The sequence below is a fragment of the Kluyvera chengduensis genome (genome assembly GCF_044197065.1).
Lineage (GTDB): Bacteria > Pseudomonadota > Gammaproteobacteria > Enterobacterales > Enterobacteriaceae > Kluyvera > Kluyvera ascorbata_C.
In genome coordinates, this window is the sequence record NZ_JBIQOI010000002.1 from 618,528 (window position 1) to 636,732 (window position 18,205).

Consider the following 18,205-nt stretch of genomic DNA (forward strand, 5'->3'; position numbering starts at 1 on the left):
GACGTGATGCCACTACTCAATGTACGCAACTTAACGATTAGCCTTGACCCACGCACCGCGCTGGTCAGGGAGGTCGGTTTTCACGTCGAGCCAGGGGAAACCCTGGCCGTGGTAGGCGAGTCAGGCTCAGGGAAGAGCCTGAGCCTGCTGGCGGTGCTGGGGCTGTTACCGTCAGCGATGCGCGTGCAGGGAGAAATTGTCTTTAATGACCTGCCGCTGCACACCTTCACGGCGAACCAAATTCGCCAGCTGCGCGGAGCGCAAATCGGCTATGTATCGCAGGATCCACTCAGCAATTTGCACCCACTCAAAAGCGTGGGACGGCAAATTGAAGAGGCCATCCTCGCCCACCAGCGGATGCCCCGCCGGGCGCTACGGGCGCGGGTCGTCGCGCTGCTCGACGAAGTGGGCATTCGCGATGCCGCCCGCCGCTACCATGACCGCCCGGCGGCGTTCTCCGGCGGGCAGCGTCAGCGGGTGATGATTGCTATCGCCATTGCACTCAACCCTAAGCTGATTATCGCCGACGAACCCACCACGGCGCTGGATGCCACCGTACAGGCGTCGATTCTGCGCCTGCTCAAACGCCTTCAGCATCAGCACGGCTGCGCGCTGGTCTTTATCAGCCACAATTTGCGGGTCGTGGCGGATATTGCCGACCGTATTGTGGTGATGCAGCAAGGAAGAATTGTCGAACAGGGCGCAACGGCAGCGCTGTTTACGGCACCGGCCCACGATTACACCCGTTCACTGCTGCAGGCGGGCTGGCATCCCCGTTCACCTTCGCTGGCTGGCAGCGGCGAAGAGCTGCCGTTGCTTGAGGTTCATCAGGCCTCGCGGCGTTTTGCCAAAGCGTCGCGATGGTGGTCCCGCGCGGCCACCGCTCCAGTGCTGGACGATGTTAGCTTCACGATACATGAGGGGGAGATCCTCGGGCTGGTTGGCGAGTCGGGTTCCGGTAAAACCACGCTGGGACGGATTGTGGTCGGGCTCGACCGCGCCGACAACGGCCACCTGACCTTCGCCGGTCAGCCCTGGCGAATGCCGGGCAGCCATCATCCGGCTCGCCATGCAGTACAGATGGTTTTTCAGGATCCTTACAGCAGCCTCAATCCTCGTCGGCGCATCGACGATACGCTGGCGCAGCCGCTCCAGTTAACCGCCCGGCGCGAACAGGGCCAACCGCTCTCACCCGCCGCGCTGCGGGCGGCGGTGGCTGAACTGCTGGAGCAGGTCGAGCTACCGGATTCTCTGGCCTCCCGCTATCCGTCACAGCTTTCCGGCGGACAGCGGCAGCGCGTGGTCATTGCCAGAGCGCTGGCGATGAAACCCCGGCTTATCGTGGCTGACGAAGCGGTATCGGCGCTGGATATCACCACCCAGCACCGCATCATCTCGCTGTTTAGCCGCCTGCGTGAGCGTTACGGCCTTTCCATTCTGTTTATCTCCCACGACCTCGACGCCGTGGCGGCACTGTGCGACCGCGTGCTGGTGTTGCAGTCCGGGAGAATTATCGAACAGGGCCGCACTGAACAGATATTCCAGCAGCCGCAGCAGCCATGGACGCGCCAACTGCTGGCAGCGATTCCGGGCCGCACCTGGCTTGAAACGAAGGAGATACGCGATGACGCTGCCGTTGCTCTTTGATTCACCAGAACGCTCAGCCCCTGGACTATGGCGACGATTGTGGCAGGAGCCCAGCGCCCGTTGGGGGCTGGTGATAGTGGCGCTAATGGTACTGGCGGCGCTGGCAGCACCGCTGACCGCTGTCTGGTTGGGGCACGGTGAGACCGAGCAGTTTCGCGATAGCGCGCTGTCGGATATGGGGATCCCCATTGGCCCCACCGCCGCCTTTCCGCTGGGTGCGGACGATAACGGTCGCGATGTGTTGGTACGCACCCTTTATGGTACCCGCGTCTCATTGTTCATCGCTGTACCCGCGACCACGCTCGCCATGGTGATTGGCCTATTCGTTGGGCTGATTGGCGGCTATCGCGGCGGCAAAACCGATGCGTTTTGCCAGCAGTTGATAAACCTGGTGCTCTCCTTCCCGTTTGTGGTGACGGCGTTAAGCCTGCTGGCACTTAATCAGGGCGGCGAGAGTGGGCCGCGCGTCGACCCGGTGTGGGTAGTTATCTTTGTGATTACCTTCTTCTCCTGGGGCTACTTCGCAAGGCTCAGCCGTGGACTGGTACTGGATCTGCGCCAGCAGGAGTTTGTCTCAGCCGCCACGCTGATGGGAGTATCGCAGTGGCGCATTTTATGGCGCGATATTATCCCCGGCGTGCTGCCAACGATGGGCGTCTACTGGGCTATTCAGCTACCGACCAATACTATCGCCGAAGCTACCCTCTCCTTTCTGGGCGTGGGTATCCCGGCCCCTGCCGCCAGCCTTGGCAACATGATTGCCGACGTGCAGCGTTCGGCCATGTATCAGGTGCAGCCCTGGTTTTTAGCCGCTCCGGCGCTGGCGCTCTTCTTTACGGTACTGGGTTTTAACTGCCTGAGCAGCGGCCTGCGTAACGTCCTCGATCCTCATCTGGAGCGCCGACAGCCATGACTTTCTTTTCGCTCATTAAAACCCTGCTGCGCACCGGACTGACGCTGCTGTTGGTGCTGATTGTGGCCTTTGTGCTAACCCGCATCGCCTATCAGGACCCTGCGGTCATGCTGGCACCGCGTAATGCCACACCGGAGGCCATTGAGGCCATTGCCCGCGCGCTGCACCTGAATGACCCCTGGTATCAGCAACTGCGCTATTTCCTGCTGCGCGGCCCGGATGTTCAGGGCGCACCGGTCGGGATGCTGCACTGGCCGCCCGCGCTCGGCTATTCGTTCCGTTTCCAGACGCCGGTCACGCCGTTGATTTTGGAGAAAGTCCCCGTCACGCTTTCGTTAGCGCTGGGAGCTCTGGTCATCTGGACGGCGATTTCACTGCTGACGGGCGTACTGGCCGCGCGCTATCGCGAACGGTTTATCGACCGAGTGCTGGCGCTCTTCGCTTACATCGCGCTGTCGTTGCCGACGTTTCTCAGCGGAATGCTGATTATCTTCTTCCTGTTCTATCAGCTCTCGTTGCACAACATTGGCTGGTTTCCGGCGGGGGGATACGTGGCGTTTCGTGACGATCCATGGCAGTGGGCTCGCCATCTGATCCTGCCGTGGCTGACGCTGGCGTTGGCGGAGATCGGTATTTTTCAGCGGGTGCTACGCAGCAGTATGCTCGATGTGCTGCACCGGGACTATATCCGTACCGCGCGGGCAAAAGGCGTTCGCGAGTGGCGCGTCTATTTTGACCATGCGCTAAAACCGGCGCTTAGCCCGGTATTGATGCTCACCGGGCTGGAACTGGCGGCCATTATGGGAGGGGCGATTGTCACCGAGAAGATGTTCGGCCTTGACGGCGTCGGGCGACTGGCCATCGATGCGGCGCTGGACGGCGATTTCCCGGTGGTCATCGGTACCACCATTTTCGCCGCCTGCGTGTTTATCGTCTGTAATTTACTGACCGACCTTATCCACGCGACATTTTTGCGTAGTCATTCCCACTAACGCGAAGCGGGGTGAGCGTCAGCGCTCCCCTCGCTTAGCCAACCATACGGTATGCCCACCACACTCCGGGTCTTCCATTTTCATCTCCAGCACCGCAAAACCGTGTTCCGCCAGCAGCGAACGATATTCGTCGGGCGCCAGGCTCGCGTGGAATAACGGCTCCCCTTCAAATTCACCCATGGCGATGCCGTGACCGGTACCGCTGGTGAACATCAAGGCGCAGCCGGGATGGCTGTGACGGGCGAAAATGGGAAACATACGCCGCTGGTCATCCTGGGAAAGGTGGAAAAAGGAGTCCCAGGCAATCAACCCGTCGAAGGTTTCATCAAGGCTTAACGTGCGCATGTCGTGGTGCAGCCAGCGCTGCAGGGGAAAAAGCGCGCGGGCGCGGGTCAGCATCGCCAGCGCACCGTCGACGCCGGTCAAGACACAGCCTTGCTGAATAAAATAGTCGGCAATCGGTTGACCGTTACCACAGCCGAGGTCGAGCATTCGCCCGGTGCCCCCCATCGCCGCCAGCAGCTTATCCAGCCAGCGTTGCTCAAACAGCGTGCGCGATCGTTGCTGATAAAACGCCTCGGCGTGACGCTGATACAGGTCGAGAATAGTACGCGCTGCTGGATGGTCCATCGTGGGCCTCATGGTGGCGGAGTGACGTGTTGAATTCACAGATTAGCCCATCTCATAGGCAAAAGTCCCCGTCTGGTTGTCGTTCGTGCATTCCCTTTCTCCGCCACGCGTCAAACAATGGCAGAGCATCTGTACCCAATTAAAACGTGGAGAAAACCATGACTGAACAGCACGCTTCCCAGGACTGGCTCGACCTCAGCGGCAAGGTATTTGCCGTCACCGGCGCGGCAAGCGGCATCGGCGAAGCCATTGCCACCGCGTTAGCGCAACAAGGCGCCCACGTCGCGCTACTCGATAGCAACCCGCAGCGCTGCGATGCGGTGCGGCAGAAGCTTGAACATCTGCCGGGAAAACGCGTGGCGGTGGCCTGCGACGTCAGCCGCGAAGAACAGGTTAAAGAAGCAGCGCTGAGCGTGCGTTCGCGGCTTGGCCCGTGCGATGGGCTAGTCAACGCGGCTGGCATTTTGCGCCCGGCTGGGCTGGCGGACATTAGCCTTGAACAGTGGCAAACGCAGCTCAACGTCAACCTGACCGGCTACCTGCTGTGCGCCCGCGAATTTGCCCACGATATGCGAGCGGCGAAGCGCGGCAGCATGGTGCATATCGGTTCCATTTCCGGGCGCATTCCACAGCCGTGGAGCGGCGCCTATAGCCCCGGTAAAGCCGCCGTTGGTCTGCTGTCGCAGCAGATTGCCGTGGAATGGGGCCAGGACGGGATTCGCAGTAATCTGGTGGCACCGGGGATGATTGAAACCGCGCTGACCGCCGAGTATTACGCGCAACCGGGCGTGCGTGAGAGCCGCGAGGCGTTTACTGCCAGCCAGCGGATTGGCAAACCGGAAGATATTGCCAATGCGGTGCTGTTCCTGCTGAGCGATAAATCGAGCTATATCAACGGGGCGGAAATTGGCGTCGACGGCGGCCTGCCCACCATGCTGATGGGCAAACTGCCACGCCCGGGTTTTACCCGCTAAACGCTACATAGCCTGAGCAGGCTCAGCGTATTCCTGCGTCGGCTTCTCGCGAAAATCACGCGGCGAGAGGCCGGTGCTGCGGCGGAAAAAGCGGGAAAAATAGGTGGCGTCGCTAAAGCCGAGATAGTCCGAAATCTGGCTGACTGTCATGCTGGTATAAAGCAGGCTACGCTTGGCTTCCAGCAACAGGCGCTGGTGCAGCACGCTCAGCGCGCTGCAGCCGTGAAACTCACGGCATAGTGTGTTGAGATGCACCCCGGACATGCCAATCTGACGGGCGTAATGCGCCAGCGCGAAATGTTCGCGGTAGTGGTTTTCCACCAGTTGATTAAAACGGCGAATAGCGGCGCGCTTGCGCTCTACTTTATCACTCACTTCAACCGACCCGCTGGTCTGACGGTTAAGCCAGACCATCAGCGCGCTAAGCAGCGAATGCAGCATCATATCGCGCGCGTCGTTATCGGCCTGGTACTCCTGCTGTAACGTCTGAAACAGCGTATGAATTTGCTCCCCTGCACTACCAACCGGCACGCGAACGGCGCGGTTCAGCACCTGCAGCGGGCGGCCAAACTGCTGTTCAAATTTGGCCACCAGCGGCGCGGCAAGCGATAGCGAAAATCCCTGGGTCCCCGGCGAGAAGCGAAAACCGTGGACGCACAGCGCGGGCATTATCTGCACGCAGGCATCGGTGAACGGCTGGCGGACGCCTTCAATTTCAATTTCGCCCTGCCCTTGCTGGATATAGAGGATTTGTACCAGATCGGCATGCTGATGGGCGCGAATACTCCAGTCGTAGAGGCTGCTGCGGCTTTGAATCGACTCACAGTGCAGGAGGTCCGGCGTCGGCCAATGCCAGCTTTCGCCGTAGAGTTTGAATACCGGAATACTGTTGGCGAGGTTCATGGTGCCTCCGTTGGTGGACATGTAGGCTGGATAAGGTAACGCCGCCCTCCGACAATCTGCGCCGGGTTGCCTGATGGCGCTACGCTTATCAGGCCTACGTTTTATCGCGCTTATTTTATCGTTGTCGCCCGAATCAACCGCGTCTCCTGCGCCACGATAAACGGCTCAGAGGCTTTAAGATAGGCGGCGAAATCCGGATGCGTATCCCGTAGGCGGCTGCGACGCTCATACTCCGCCAGGCTCTCGTAGCCCCACAGGTGCACAAACTGGTTCTGCGGCCCGACAAAACTAGTGTAAAACCCCAGCGGGTTGCCCAGCGTCTCTCGCAGCACCGGCATCGCCAGACGGTCAAACACGTCAAGAAACGCGTTCATTTTACGCAGACGAATGGTGTAAATACGGTGATCGATAATCGGTAGCGTCATAATTTAGCCTCCTGCGATTGATGCGTCGGCCAGCCAAGCGGTCCGAAGCGGTCGTAGGGTTTTGGCCACGGCGCGGTTTCGCCAAGCGCAATAGCGGCGTGAATCGGCCAGTTCGGGTCATCGAGCATCCCACGACCAATCGCCACCAAATCTGCCCGATTCTCCCGCACAATCGCCTCGGCCTGCGGTGCTTCGTAAATCAACCCGACGGTAATCACGACTGCCTGCGGCAGCGCCTTTTTCACCGCGTCGGCGAACGGCACCATATAGCCAGGCTTGTCGGCATCCGGCGTTTGGTTATAGATGTTATAGCCGCCGGAAACGTGCAGGTAGTCGTAGCCCAACGCGTGTAGTTCGCGGGCAAACTGTACCGCTTCGTCAAGCGATAACCCGCCTTCGGCAAATTCGCCACCGTTAAAGCGCACGCCCAAAGGACGGGTTTTCGGCCAGACTTCACGCAGCGCTCGCGCCACCTGTAACGGAAAACGCATCCGATTTTCCGGGCTACCGCCGTAATCATCTTCACGCTGGTTGCTAAGCGGCGAGAGGAACTGGTTCAGCAGATAGCCGTTGGCGGCATGAAGCTCAATAAAATCGACCCCGGCGTTCAGCGCCCGCTGGGCGGCATCAACGAAGCCCTGGGTGATGCGGGCCATTCCCGCTTCGTCTAGCACCTGCGGCACGCGCCAGCCGGGTTTGTACGGAATAGCCGAAGGGGCGACCGTCGGCCAGCCGCCCTCTTCATCCGTCAGCGATGCTCCCTGATTACGCCACGGCGCATTGGTGCCCGCTTTGCGGCCCGCATGATTGAGCTGCACGCCAATCGGCGTGTTGCTGTAGGTGTGAATATCGGCCAGCAACTTTTGTAACGCCTGCGCCTGCTCGCGATTCCACAGCCCAAGACAGTGCGGGGTAATGCGCCCGTCCGCGGTGACGCCGTTGGCCTCGCAAATGACCATTCCGGCACCGGAAATCGCCAGACCGCCAATGTGCTGGGCGTGCCACGGGGTAGCCATGCCGTCCGCCTGCGCGGAGTACTGCGACATCGGCGGGACAACGATACGGTTGGCCAGCGTCAGCGGGCCGACCTGTAGTGGACTAAAAAGTGTAGACATCATGTTCTCCTGAGTTATGAGGCTTCACGTTCGGGCGGCAATGCCGTATCACCACGCGCCGCCATGCTGCGAGCGGCGATATAGCCGAAGGTGGCCGCCGGGCCAATGGTGATCCCGGCACCCGGATAGCTGCCGCCCATCATGCTCGCCATCTCGTTACCGGCGGCGTAAAGCCCCGGAATGGGCAGCCCCTGGTTATCCAGCACCCGCGCTTCACCGTCGGTTTTCAGACCGTGGAAGGTACCGAGATCGCCCATGTAGAGCTTTACGGCGTAGAACGGCCCCTGCGCTATCGGCGCGACGCACGGATTCGGCTGATGGTTGGCATCGCCGAGATAGCGGTTATAGGCCGACTCGCCGCGCCCAAACTGTGGGTCTTTGCCCTGACGCGCGTGGGCGTTGTAGTGGTTAACGGTGCCTTCCAGCGCTTCAGCGGAAACCCCCATTTTTTGCGCCAGCTCGCTAAGGGTTTTCCCTTCCAGCAGATAGCCGCTTTTCAGGTAGACTGAGACGGGGATCGGCGCGGGTTTGGCGAAACCCATGCCGTATTTGCGCAGCGCCCGATGGTCGCAGATTTGCCAGGCGAAGGTTTCGCTGTCGTCGCGGCAGGTTTCGATCATCGCGATACCGACGTCGTGATAGGAATCAGCCTCGTTGCAAAAGCGCACGCCGTGGCGGTTGATCATGATAAAACCGGGCTTATAACGGTCGACCAGATGCGGGAACACATACGACTGACGGCCAATCTGTACCTTCGAGACCGGGATCCACGCCGCGCCGTTGGCATAGCTGTCGTCAAAGCGGGCACCAATGCGCTCGGCCATCGCAATACCGTCGCCGGTATCCACGCCGGGCGGCGTCGGCGAAAGCTGAATGCCGCCACGGCGCACGTGCGGGTAGAGTTTTTTCAACCGCGCTTCGTCGCGGGCAAAGCCGCCGGAGGCCAGCACCACGCCGCGTCGGGCGTACAGGTTGACCCGTTCACCGTTCAGTTCAACCACCACGCCACGCACAACGCCGCGTTCCACGATCAAATCCTTCGCCACTACGCCGGTATGGATCGGTATGCCGAGATCCTGTGCGGAGCAGGCTAAACGGGCAACCACCGCATTGCCGCCGTTGGCGGTAATCCCGCGCCCATAGCGAGCCACTTCCAGCAGATGACGGCTCAGGCGTTTAACCACGTAGGCGAAAGATTTCAGCGAACGGGTAGCGTTAAAAAAGTGCTTCAGGTCGTTGTTTGAGGAGCTGAACATCATCCCCATGAACGTGATGGTGCGCAGCGGTTTGCGCAGGCGCGGCATAGACTTGCCCAGTTCACGGATATCAAACGCCTCCGGCACCACCGAGCGTCCGCGCATCACACCGCCGGGAGCATCGGGATGGTAGTCGGGGTACTGGTAAAGGTTGCAGCGAAAGCGGGTGTTTTCTTCAAAATAGCGCAGCATCTCCGGGCCATTTTTGAGGAAGGCGTCCACCACCTCCGGGCGGAAGCTGTCGCCCGCTTCACCTTGCAGATAGGTTCGCGCGGCGGCCTGGCTGTCTTCAATGCCCTGCTGGCGAGCCAGATGGTTGTCGGGGATCCACAGCACGCCGCCGGAAAATGCGGTGGTGCCGCCGAAGACGGCTTCTTTTTCGATAACCTGAACATCCAGCCCATTCAGGCCCGCGGTCACCGCAGCCGATAGCCCGCCGATGCCGCTGCCAATCACCAGCACGTCGCATTCGCGGACGGGGAGTTCTACAGCCATAGGGTACCTCGCAGATGAATGATTTTTATTATTTTGCTGATGTTACAAAAACGTTACATATGCATTTTTCACAGCCCACAGCGGAAAATGAAGGACACTTTCACACCAAAACCTGCACTTTTCGACAATTGCCAGGAAGTGTGTTCTGGCGCAAATTTTTCACTGTTATCGCCATAGAGAAGCGCGTCCGTTTCTACCCGCTCCGCGTCACAACATGGCGATCCCGCACTTGCACGGTTGCGCGTTTTATCGCCGAATAAACGGTATTCGCCATCCATGCACCGCTCGCCTAAACAGGACAAAACCGGCATCATGCCCGCACATACCCTTCCCCGCCGAACGCTGCCCAACTACGCCCTTTACGGTGCACAGGACGCTCCTGCGGCCGTCGATAGCGTGCATCATGAGCGTATTCCGTCGCGGGCCAGCCGCTTCGAATTCGAGATTGAGCCACACTTTCATGAAGCGCTCATCCAGACGCTGTACATCACCCACGGCGGCGGCGAGACGTCAATAGACGGCCAGACCTGGCAACTGGAAGCGCCCTGTCTGGTGGTTATTCCGGCGCGCTCCGTTCACGGTTTTCGTTTTCGCGACGACATTGACGGGCATGTGATTACCACGGCCCAGTCGGCCATTGAGTCGATCGCCATGACCGCCGCCCCTGAGTTATTGACCTTCGTCCGCATGCCTGCGGTGTTGGCTGTCGATCCGACGAGCCCTCGCGGTGCACCGCTGGAAGCGCTGTTCGATGCCATTGGCCGCGAGGCAGAGCACCCGGAACGCTGGCAGTACACCGCCGGACTGGCGCTGACCATTGCGCTGTTCGTGCAGATTGCCCGCCTGAGCGAAAAAGCGCGTCTGGCTGGCAACCCGGCCCGCGCCGCACTGGTCGCCCGCATTGAACGCTTTCGCCTGCTGCTCGACGAACGCTGTCGTACCCGCCAACCGGTGGCCAGCTACGCCGATGCCATGGGCATCTCCGCCGGTCAGCTCACCCGCATTTGTCGCGAGGCTTTCGGGATCTCCGCCATTGAGGCTATCGACCGCCGCGCCGTACACGAGGCCCGGCGGCTGCTGGTGTACTCCAGCTTCAGCGTCAAGCAGATAGCCCGTGAACTGGGCTTTCGCGACGAGGCCTACTTTGGCCGTTTTTTCCGTAAGCAAACCGGGCTGCGGCCCACCGAATACCGCCATCAGGAACAGGGCCGCTTATCACGCGCCACCTAATCTTTGCGAGGGCGCATCTGCACAAACAGATGCTCCGGGCCCGAGTTGGTGAGGTTGTTGCCACGGACGTACTGGATAGGGCGCGCCGGATCCAGACAAATCTCTCCCACCTTGCGCGCCACCAGCTTCGCGGCAATCAGGGTTTCGAGCTTGGCCAGCGGCTGGCCGAGGCACTTGTGAATGCCGTTGCCAAAGCCGAGATGCCCGCTGTTATCGCGATCGATATTGAACGTTTCGCCATCAATAAACTTGCGGCTATCGCGATTCGCCGCCGACAGCAATAGACGTATCACCGCCCCTTTGGGTATCTCTACGCCCGCGACAACGGTGGCTTCAGTGGTGATGCGACTCACCCGCTGAACGGTGCCACGATAGCGCGCCACCTCTTCCACAAAACGATCGGCATCATCTTCATTGTCGCGAAGGCGCGCGACCAGCTGCGGCTGTTCGGCAAACATGCGGAAGGCGTTGGCGACCAGAATGGTGGTGGTATCGTGCCCGGCAATAAAGACGAAGGCGCACAGCTCTTTGGCCTCTTTTTCGCTCAGCAGCCCCGTTTTCCACATACGGGCAATATGGCCGCCAATCGACTGGCTGTTGCTGAGATACAGCCGCTCCATCGCCGCTTTCAGATAGGCAAAGAAGGCCATCGCGCTCTGCTCATCGGTGCCGGTGCCGGGGGCGTTACGCGCCAGGCGGCCAAAGTAGCTGAAGGTTTCGTCTGACCAGAACTTCATTTTTTCTTCGTCTTCGTTCGGCACGTCGATCATCGCCGAAATGGTGGCGATACTGAGCGGAATGGCAAAATCTTCCACTACGTCACCGCCGCCGTTAGCCAGCATCTGGTCGATAAGCACCTCAGCACGGCGTTCGATTTCAGGGATAAACGGCTCCAGCGAGAGCGGCATAAACGACGGCTGCGCCACTTTGCGCAGGCGGGTATGCCCCGGTGCATCAAACAGCGTGAGGAAGGTCAGCGGCGGCGGGCTCACCACTTCGGAGGAGAACCGTTTCGGGTTGCGAATTGCCTGATAGACATCGTCATAGCGTGACAGGAACCAGACATCGGTCGTGGCTGACTGGCAGCGGAGCACTGGCGCATGTTCGCGCATCCAGCGGTAGTGTTCATACGGGTCACCCTGCGATCCGTCATCCACCACTTTGAAGGGCGCTAACCCCTCGGGCCACGCCAGTTCGTGGGAGTATGGTGGCAGCGAGGGCGGCAGCAGATCGTGGAACGGGCAGCGTGGGGCTTCGGGTTCCGTCGCAGGTAGCGCGACGGTCAGGGGTACGGCTGCAGGTGTCGCCTTCAGCGCCAGCGCCCGGCTCATGGTGGTGCGCGAGTGCTGCGCGTGCTGAACCAGCACGTCGCGGGCGGCATTGAGATCGCCATATTCAAAGGCCGAGACCAGATCCCGATGCTGCTGCACAATATCGCCGACTATCTCTACGCTGATAGTCAGCGCACGGTCAATATAGTCACGCACCGTCAGTTGGGCGTAGAGCGCAATCAGCTGCGCGTTACGGGTGGCCTCAATCAGGAACTGATGAAAGGCATGATTAGCTTCGACGTAGCGCGGTACATCAATGAAACGCCGACCGGTGACGAACGCCGCCGTAGCGTCGGCCAGGCGACGGAATGTGGTCAACTGCTCGCCGCTGAGCCGCCCCATGGTCAACTGAACGGCGCCCAGCTCCAGCGCCAGACGCAAATCAAAGGCATCGTCCACATCCGCAGCGGCAATCGGTGCCGTCTCGCTCGGCGCGGCCTGCCCTGCGCCAGCAAACTTCTCATAGTAGAAGTTACGCGGCGTCAGCCCTTCGGCGTCCAGGTAGCTGCGCACAGCATCCACCATCGGCGGCGGGCCGCAGAGGTAAACGTCGGCATCACCGCCGTTCAGCATGCTCGCATCGATATGCTGAGTGACGAAGCCTTTGTGCGGGTAGTCGCTCTCCGGGTCGGCGACGGTACAGCGATAGCTGAAGTTAGGTAGCCGACGCGCGTAGTCATCGAGAGCCTCAAGCGCTACCCGATCTTCATCGCGAGTCACGCCAAAAATCAGGTGTACCGGCTGGTGTATGGCGTGGTCATCCACCAGCGCGGCCAACATCGACAGGAACGGCGCGATTCCGGTGCCACCCGCCAGAAACAGGAGCGGACGCTCCACCGGGCGCAGGTAGAAGCTGCCCATCGGCCCACGAAACGACATCGCATCACCCACGCGGGCATGCTCGCTAAGCCAGGTTGACATCAGCCCCTGCGGCACGTTACGCACGACGAACGAGGCTTCTGTATCCTGCGGCCCGGAGCTAAAGGAGTACGAACGCGTCTGGTCAGTGCCGGGCACCGTTACGTTGACGTACTGCCCCGGCAGGAAGCTCAGCGCCGATCGGTCGTCAAGCGCAATGGAGAACGTTAAGGTGGTCGGCGACAGCGCGCGGCTGGCGGTAATATGCCCCTGATACGTTGTCACGCAGGCCGCGCCTGAGACGGCGGCTATCTCTACCACGCAGTCGCTGGACGGGCGCATCTGGCAGGTCAGTACTCTGCCCGCACCGGCCTCTTCGGCTGAGAGCGCATCGTCAACGTAGTCGCCGTGCTGATAGTCGCCTGAGGCGCAGGTGGCCTTGCAGGTCCCGCAGACGCCGTCGCGGCAATCGAGCGGAATGCTGATTCTGGCGCGCAGCGCGGCATCGGCAACGGTCTCACCGGTACGGCAGGCGATGGTCTGCATCGCACCATCTTCAAAACGAAGGGTAATCTGATGGGTCATCTCTCTCATTCTCCAGGCTTTTGCGGTCGGAAAATCTGATGCCTCATCAAATGCTGGATGGCGTTCTGATACAACGGACAGAGATGACATTAAGCAGGACAAAACCGGCATGGTGTTGGGTTAGCGGGGGCGGTCACATTTATTGGGAGGGGAAAGAAGGGAATTAGACTTATAGAAACCAGGGCTTTTGCGGTGTTTTTCCCCTCACCCTAACCCTCTCCCCAAAGGAGCGAGGGGACCGATTGGCATCGTTGGGGGAGTTAAACAAATAATCAATGGAACGCTAATTATTTTCATATTGAATTGATAAGCATTATCAATTCAATATATTGTCGCCAGCTCTCTCCAGGATATTGGATATCCTGCATTTATCGCCTCGGGACAGGCGGGAGGTTCACTGAATTTACCCTGTTCCATAAGGTTATCCGATGAATTCCAGCCTTACCTCCAGCGCCGACTCCCCCGCGCTGGCGATTGCCGCCCGCTACCGCCGGGTGGTTATGCAGCGTTACCTGCTTGCCGGTGTCGTGCTGCTCTGTATCCTCTGCTCCTTGCTGCTTGATTTCACCCTCGGCCCCTCGGGCATCTCGGTATCCACGCTGTGGCAGACGCTATTCCACGCCGACGCAGCCGACCCCGGTACCCGCGTGATTGTCTGGGAGCTGCGGTTACCGTTCGCGCTGATGGCGATTCTGGTTGGCATGGGCCTAGGGCTTGCCGGGGCCGAGATGCAGACCATCCTCAACAACCCGCTCGCCAGCCCGTTTACCCTCGGCGTCTCCTCCGCCGCCTCGTTCGGCGCGGCGCTGGCGATTATTCTGGGGCTCGGCATTCCGGGCATTCCCGACCAGTGGTTTATCTCGGTGAACGCCTTTGTCTTTGCGCTGATGGCCTGCTTTATTCTCGACGGCATCAGCCGCTGGACGCGGGTTGCCACCTCCGGCGTGGTGCTGTTTGGCATCGCGCTGGTCTTCACCTTTAACGCGCTGATCTCTATTTTGCAGTTCGTTGCCAGCGAAGATACTTTGCAGGGTCTGGTGTTCTGGACGATGGGCAGTCTGGCCCGCGCCTCGTGGGATAAGCTCGCCATTCTGGCGGTCGCACTGGTGATAATCGCCCCGCTGTCGCTAAAAAATGCCTGGAAGCTCACCGCACTGCGTCTTGGTGAAGACCGTGCCGTCAGCTTTGGTATCAACGTCCGTCAGCTACGCCTGGCAACGCTGCTGCGCATCAGCATTATCTCGGCGCTAACCGTGGCTTTTGTGGGGCCAATTGGCTTTATTGGCCTCGTCGCACCGCATATTTCCCGCATGATGTTCGGCGAAGACCACCGCTTCTATCTGCCCGGCAGCATGCTGATTGGCGCGCTGGTGCTGTCGCTGGCGTCGGTGGTGTCTAAAAATATCGTCACCGGGGTCATTATTCCGGTGGGTATCGTGACCTCGCTGGTCGGGGTGCCTTTCTTCCTGAGCATTATAATTCGCCACCGGGGGACGCTGTGATGGATGGACTCTCGATTCGCGACCTGCACACCGGGTATGGCAAAAAGAAAATTATCGACGGCCTGACCACGCCGCTGCTGCCGCGCGGCAAGATTACCGCCCTACTCGGCCCCAACGGTTCGGGTAAATCGACGCTGCTGCGCGCGCTGGCGGATCTCAACCCGGCGCAGGGCGTGCTGTCGCTGAACGGCGTAGATTTGATGACGCTGATGCCGGCTAAGCGGGCCCAAAAGGTGGTTTATCTGCCTCAGTCGCTGCCTGCCGGTGTACACCTGCACGCGTTGGAGTCGGTTATCGTGGCGCGACGCGCCAGCGGCTATCACGAAGGTAACGCTGAGCAGGAAGCCTACGCCATTCTGGAAAAACTCGGCGTCGCCCATCTGGCGATGCACTTCCTCGACCAGCTCTCCGGCGGCCAGAAACAGCTGATTGGCCTGGCGCAGTCCCTGATTCGTCAGCCGGATCTGCTGCTGCTTGATGAGCCACTCAGCGCGCTTGATCTCAACTACCAGTTTCACGTGATGGATATCGTCGCCAGAGAGACGCGACAACGCAATATCGTCACCGTGGTGGTGATCCACGATATCAATATTGCCCTGCGTCACGCCGAATATGCCGTGATGATGGAAAACGGCGCGCTGGTCGCAAGCGGCGTACCGGATGAGGTGGTGATTCCACAAAACCTGGCGACCGTTTATGGCGTGCGTGGCCGGGTCGAACATTGTTCACAAGGGCTGCCGCACGTGGTGGTCGATGGTTTAACGACATAACAATAATTGCAAGATGGGGAAATCATGACGATGAAGAAGGCACTATTAGGCGCAGCGCTGCTGTTTTCGCCGCTGCTGGCCATGGCAGGCAACTGGCCGGTCACGGTCAAAGACATGGACAACCGGACGGTGACGGTTAGCCAGGAGCCGCAGCGCATTATTTTGCAGGATGGCCGCGATATTCTGACGCTGGCGGTGCTGGAGCGCGACAACCCGTTCGCCAAAGTGGTGGCGTGGAACAACCTGCCGAAAAAGCAGGATACCGAAACCTGGAACGTGCTGAAGCGTAAATGGCCCGAAGCGGATAAGATCCTCGATATGAAATTCTCCGACCAAGGGAACGTGGATCTGGAGACGGTGATCTCTCGCCATCCGGACCTGATGATTGCTCAACTGCGCGCGAAGCCGTCGCTGGTGCAAAGCGGCGTGCTGGCGAAGCTCGACGCGCTGCACGTGCCGGTCGTTTTCGTTGACTACGAACTGCATCCGGTTGAGAACACCATGCCAAGCATCGCGATGCTCGGTAAGATCCTGGGCCAGAACGAACGCGCACAGGCCTATATCAACTTCTACCAGCAGCGTCTGGACACCATTCACCAGCGCCTGGCCAAGGTCGAGAAAAAACCACTCGTGTTTATCGAGCCTATCGCTGGGGTTGCCGGGCTGGATAACGGCTGCTGCTTTACCCATGCGCGTAACGGCTGGGGCGGTCTGGTGGAAGCGGCGGGCGGCGTGAACATTGGTTCGCAGCTGCTGCCTGGCGCAAGCGGGAATATCTCGGTGGAGAAAATCATCTCCATGAATCCGGACTACTACCTGATGACCGGTTCTAAACGTCCAGGGAAAGGCACGGCGATCATTCCATTTGGCTACAACGTCCCGCAGGCTGATGTGGTGAGCGCCTTTAATGCGCTGCTGGCGCGTCAGGGCGTGAGCAGTATTCCGGCCGTGGTCGCGGGTCATACCGGTGCGCTGTACCATCACTTCTATAACAACCCGTACAACATTATCGCCATCGAGACGCTGAGTAAGATTTTCTATCCGACGCAGTTTAAAGATGTCGACCCGCTGGCGGATTATCATCAGTTGATTACCCAATTCACCCATATTCCGGATGATAAGGTGATCCTGAGCTATACGCCTGGAAAATAAAGTAAAAGCCTTTGCTAGTCAGTTAAAGGGACGTTGAAGGCCGGATAAGCGAAGCGCCATCCGGCAATGTACTCAGGTTCTGCCGGATGGCGCTGCGCTTATCCGGCCTACCTTTTTTATTTTAGCGATCAACGATCGCTATTGTGAAACCATTATTAACGCTGATAACATCCTGCTAAAATAATAATAAAGACAGTGATTATCATTCGCTAAACAGTGGTATTTAATCTCACACCAATGGGGTAACAAAACAAAAAAACCAGTAAAAACAAAACATCACCATTATTAAATTTATCTTTACATATCATAGAGGTTTATCGGTTTTACTTTTTTTGAAACAAAACCACCGCAAGAAATATAGCGTAAATTGATATATATCACTTTCAAACTAATTCCCTATAGAAACCGTTAAATTTGATTTTAGTCAACTCCCTGCATAGTTATAAAATGCATTTTATAGCGCTCTTCATATTGACAGGGTGAATGTTTAATTGGTTTTAAGACTTGAACGGATGTTTAGCAGGCCATCGAGCCTATGGGGTTGGTTGATGTGTAATGCCCTGAATGGCGTTGCTATCGTTATCTGCTTTGCCTCCATTAGCGCCGTTATCGGTATCAGAGAAGGTGTCTGGCATATTGTCATCACCGTCGCCATTATTATTTCCGCATTTTATAGCGCTAATTATTTCGCTGCTCTGGAATCACGTAATGATTCCCGTCGTTATTATTTACTGGTATGGGTAATTATCACTATCGCAACTAACTTTATTCGCGTCTGGGGATAATCCCACCGCGGCATAAAGCACACAACGCACAACAATAAGGATTCACGCCTTGACTCTGGCAATGATTTTTATCCTCATCAATAACCATAAAGGGCTGTCGGCGTTGCTGCTGCTGATTATTCTGGCGCTGTTCTGGATACTTGGCCCACGGGTGAAAAAGCTGCTCGACGGTATTAAAGACCCGTCCTGATGGCTTGATGGGTTACCGATGCGCCCGCATCGGTAACCCATCACCACGATTAGCCCATCGCGCTGCACTGGCAGCCAAGCTTAATGCTCGCAAACTTATACGCCGCCGCGAGATAAAACAGCGCAATCGCAAAACCGACGATCGGGTAGAACAGCAGGCTAAATAGCGCCACCACCAGAATATGTCCCACGCCCGCCATCAAAAAGCCTCGACGCTTTAAGCGCAGCTGACCATAGGAAAACACAAACGCCAGGTAGGCGACGATAAACAGCACAATCACTAGTTTGAACGATAAAAACTGCACCGAGAAATTCATCCCTGCAACACCCAGATACGGCAGCGCGAGCAGAATAAACAGAGTGAAAAAGAGCAGCGAGGCGAGCTTTACCCACGCCATCACGCCCTTCCAGAAAGCGATACGCGTCATCATAGAATCCTTAATTTAAGAGCAA

The 18,205-nt window shown here is 58.6% G+C and carries 18 protein-coding genes and 1 pseudogene; 10 read left to right on the forward strand and 9 right to left on the reverse strand.

The features are described 5' to 3' along the window. Nucleotides 1–6 precede the first annotated feature (6 nt). From ACH1XZ_RS08650 to ACH1XZ_RS08660, 3 genes are read left to right on the forward strand one after another with little or no spacing between them, the layout of a single operon-like run. Nucleotides 7–1,647 carry a dipeptide ABC transporter ATP-binding protein gene (locus tag ACH1XZ_RS08650; protein ID WP_395595201.1) on the forward strand — a complete coding sequence of 547 codons (1,641 nt, stop codon included), beginning with the start codon at nt 7–9 and terminating at the stop codon, nt 1,645–1,647. After that, nucleotides 1,625–2,560 (forward strand): ABC transporter permease, encoded by a 936-nt coding sequence (locus tag ACH1XZ_RS08655; protein ID WP_395595202.1) that lies wholly within the window; start codon nt 1,625–1,627, stop codon nt 2,558–2,560. The genes ACH1XZ_RS08650 and ACH1XZ_RS08655 overlap by 23 nt, the downstream gene beginning before the upstream one ends. Further along, nucleotides 2,557–3,552: an ABC transporter permease gene (locus tag ACH1XZ_RS08660; protein ID WP_395595203.1), complete on the forward strand. Its 996-nt coding sequence runs from the start codon at nt 2,557–2,559 to the stop codon at nt 3,550–3,552. Before ACH1XZ_RS08655 ends, ACH1XZ_RS08660 begins: the two co-directional genes overlap by 4 nt. 18 nt (nt 3,553–3,570) lie before the next feature. Here ACH1XZ_RS08660 and ACH1XZ_RS08665 read toward each other — a convergent pair whose 3' ends face one another. Then, nucleotides 3,571–4,182: a class I SAM-dependent DNA methyltransferase gene (locus tag ACH1XZ_RS08665; RefSeq protein ID WP_395595204.1), complete on the reverse strand. Its 612-nt coding sequence runs from the start codon at nt 4,180–4,182 to the stop codon at nt 3,571–3,573. 158 nt (nt 4,183–4,340) lie between these two features. On the opposite strand from ACH1XZ_RS08665, the gene ACH1XZ_RS08670 reads away from it, so the two are divergent. Beyond that, nucleotides 4,341–5,156, forward strand: coding sequence for an SDR family NAD(P)-dependent oxidoreductase (locus ACH1XZ_RS08670; RefSeq protein WP_395595205.1), 816 nt, complete (start codon nt 4,341–4,343; stop codon nt 5,154–5,156). A 3-nt stretch (nt 5,157–5,159) separates the two neighbouring features. On the opposite strand, the gene ACH1XZ_RS08675 is transcribed toward ACH1XZ_RS08670, so the two are convergent. The 5 genes from ACH1XZ_RS08675 to ACH1XZ_RS08695 form a co-directional block, all read right to left on the reverse strand. Then, entirely contained in the window at nt 5,160–6,059 is a 900-nt protein-coding gene (locus ACH1XZ_RS08675) for a helix-turn-helix domain-containing protein (protein WP_395595206.1), read from the reverse strand. A gap of 110 nt (nt 6,060–6,169) precedes the next feature. Next, entirely contained in the window at nt 6,170–6,484 is a 315-nt protein-coding gene (locus tag ACH1XZ_RS08680) for an NIPSNAP family protein (RefSeq protein WP_395595207.1), read from the reverse strand. After that, nucleotides 6,481–7,602 (reverse strand): NADH:flavin oxidoreductase/NADH oxidase, encoded by a 1,122-nt coding sequence (locus ACH1XZ_RS08685; protein WP_395595208.1) that lies wholly within the window; start codon nt 7,600–7,602, stop codon nt 6,481–6,483. The genes ACH1XZ_RS08680 and ACH1XZ_RS08685 overlap by 4 nt, the downstream gene beginning before the upstream one ends. Before the next feature lie 11 nt (nt 7,603–7,613). Continuing rightward, on the reverse strand, nt 7,614–9,350 hold the full coding sequence (locus ACH1XZ_RS08690) for an FAD-dependent oxidoreductase (RefSeq protein ID WP_395595209.1): 1,737 nt from the start codon (nt 9,348–9,350) through the stop codon (nt 7,614–7,616). Between the two features lie 68 nt (nt 9,351–9,418). Then, the gene (locus ACH1XZ_RS08695) at nt 9,419–9,628 is read right to left on the reverse strand and encodes a hypothetical protein (RefSeq protein ID WP_395595210.1); all 210 of its coding nucleotides are present in this window, start codon (nt 9,626–9,628) and stop codon (nt 9,419–9,421) included. Here ACH1XZ_RS08695 and ACH1XZ_RS08700 point away from each other — a divergent pair. Further along, nucleotides 9,627–10,580, forward strand: a complete 954-nt coding sequence (locus ACH1XZ_RS08700; RefSeq protein WP_395595211.1) for a helix-turn-helix domain-containing protein — start codon at nt 9,627–9,629, stop codon at nt 10,578–10,580. The genes ACH1XZ_RS08695 and ACH1XZ_RS08700 overlap by 2 nt on opposite strands. Here the strand turns inward: ACH1XZ_RS08700 and ACH1XZ_RS08705 are convergent. After that, nucleotides 10,577–12,310: a cytochrome P450 gene (locus ACH1XZ_RS08705; RefSeq protein ID WP_395595577.1), complete on the reverse strand. Its 1,734-nt coding sequence runs from the start codon at nt 12,308–12,310 to the stop codon at nt 10,577–10,579. The genes ACH1XZ_RS08700 and ACH1XZ_RS08705 overlap by 4 nt on opposite strands. A gap of 33 nt (nt 12,311–12,343) precedes the next feature. After that, a pseudogene (gene benC / locus ACH1XZ_RS08710) lies at nt 12,344–13,354 on the reverse strand (benzoate 1,2-dioxygenase electron transfer component BenC); the annotation flags it as partial. A gap of 428 nt (nt 13,355–13,782) precedes the next feature. Here benC and ACH1XZ_RS08715 point away from each other — a divergent pair. The 5 genes from ACH1XZ_RS08715 (at nt 13,783) to ACH1XZ_RS08735 (ending at nt 17,753) form a co-directional block, all read left to right on the forward strand. Beyond that, the gene (locus ACH1XZ_RS08715) at nt 13,783–14,856 is read left to right on the forward strand and encodes a FecCD family ABC transporter permease (protein ID WP_395595212.1); all 1,074 of its coding nucleotides are present in this window, start codon (nt 13,783–13,785) and stop codon (nt 14,854–14,856) included. Then, complete coding sequence (locus ACH1XZ_RS08720) at nt 14,853–15,626, forward strand: ABC transporter ATP-binding protein (protein ID WP_395595213.1); 774 nt, start codon at nt 14,853–14,855, stop codon at nt 15,624–15,626. The genes ACH1XZ_RS08715 and ACH1XZ_RS08720 overlap by 4 nt, the downstream gene beginning before the upstream one ends. Before the next feature lie 24 nt (nt 15,627–15,650). Next, on the forward strand, nt 15,651–16,778 hold the full coding sequence (locus tag ACH1XZ_RS08725) for an ABC transporter substrate-binding protein (RefSeq protein WP_395595214.1): 1,128 nt from the start codon (nt 15,651–15,653) through the stop codon (nt 16,776–16,778). A gap of 548 nt (nt 16,779–17,326) precedes the next feature. Next, complete coding sequence (locus ACH1XZ_RS08730) at nt 17,327–17,563, forward strand: hypothetical protein (RefSeq protein WP_395595215.1); 237 nt, start codon at nt 17,327–17,329, stop codon at nt 17,561–17,563. Between the two features lie 49 nt (nt 17,564–17,612). Continuing rightward, nucleotides 17,613–17,753, forward strand: a complete 141-nt coding sequence (locus tag ACH1XZ_RS08735) for a hypothetical protein (RefSeq protein WP_368300672.1) — start codon at nt 17,613–17,615, stop codon at nt 17,751–17,753. A gap of 49 nt (nt 17,754–17,802) precedes the next feature. Here ACH1XZ_RS08735 and ACH1XZ_RS08740 read toward each other — a convergent pair whose 3' ends face one another. Then, nucleotides 17,803–18,183 (reverse strand): hypothetical protein, encoded by a 381-nt coding sequence (locus ACH1XZ_RS08740; protein ID WP_395595216.1) that lies wholly within the window; start codon nt 18,181–18,183, stop codon nt 17,803–17,805. Between the last annotated feature and the right edge of the window lie 22 nt (nt 18,184–18,205).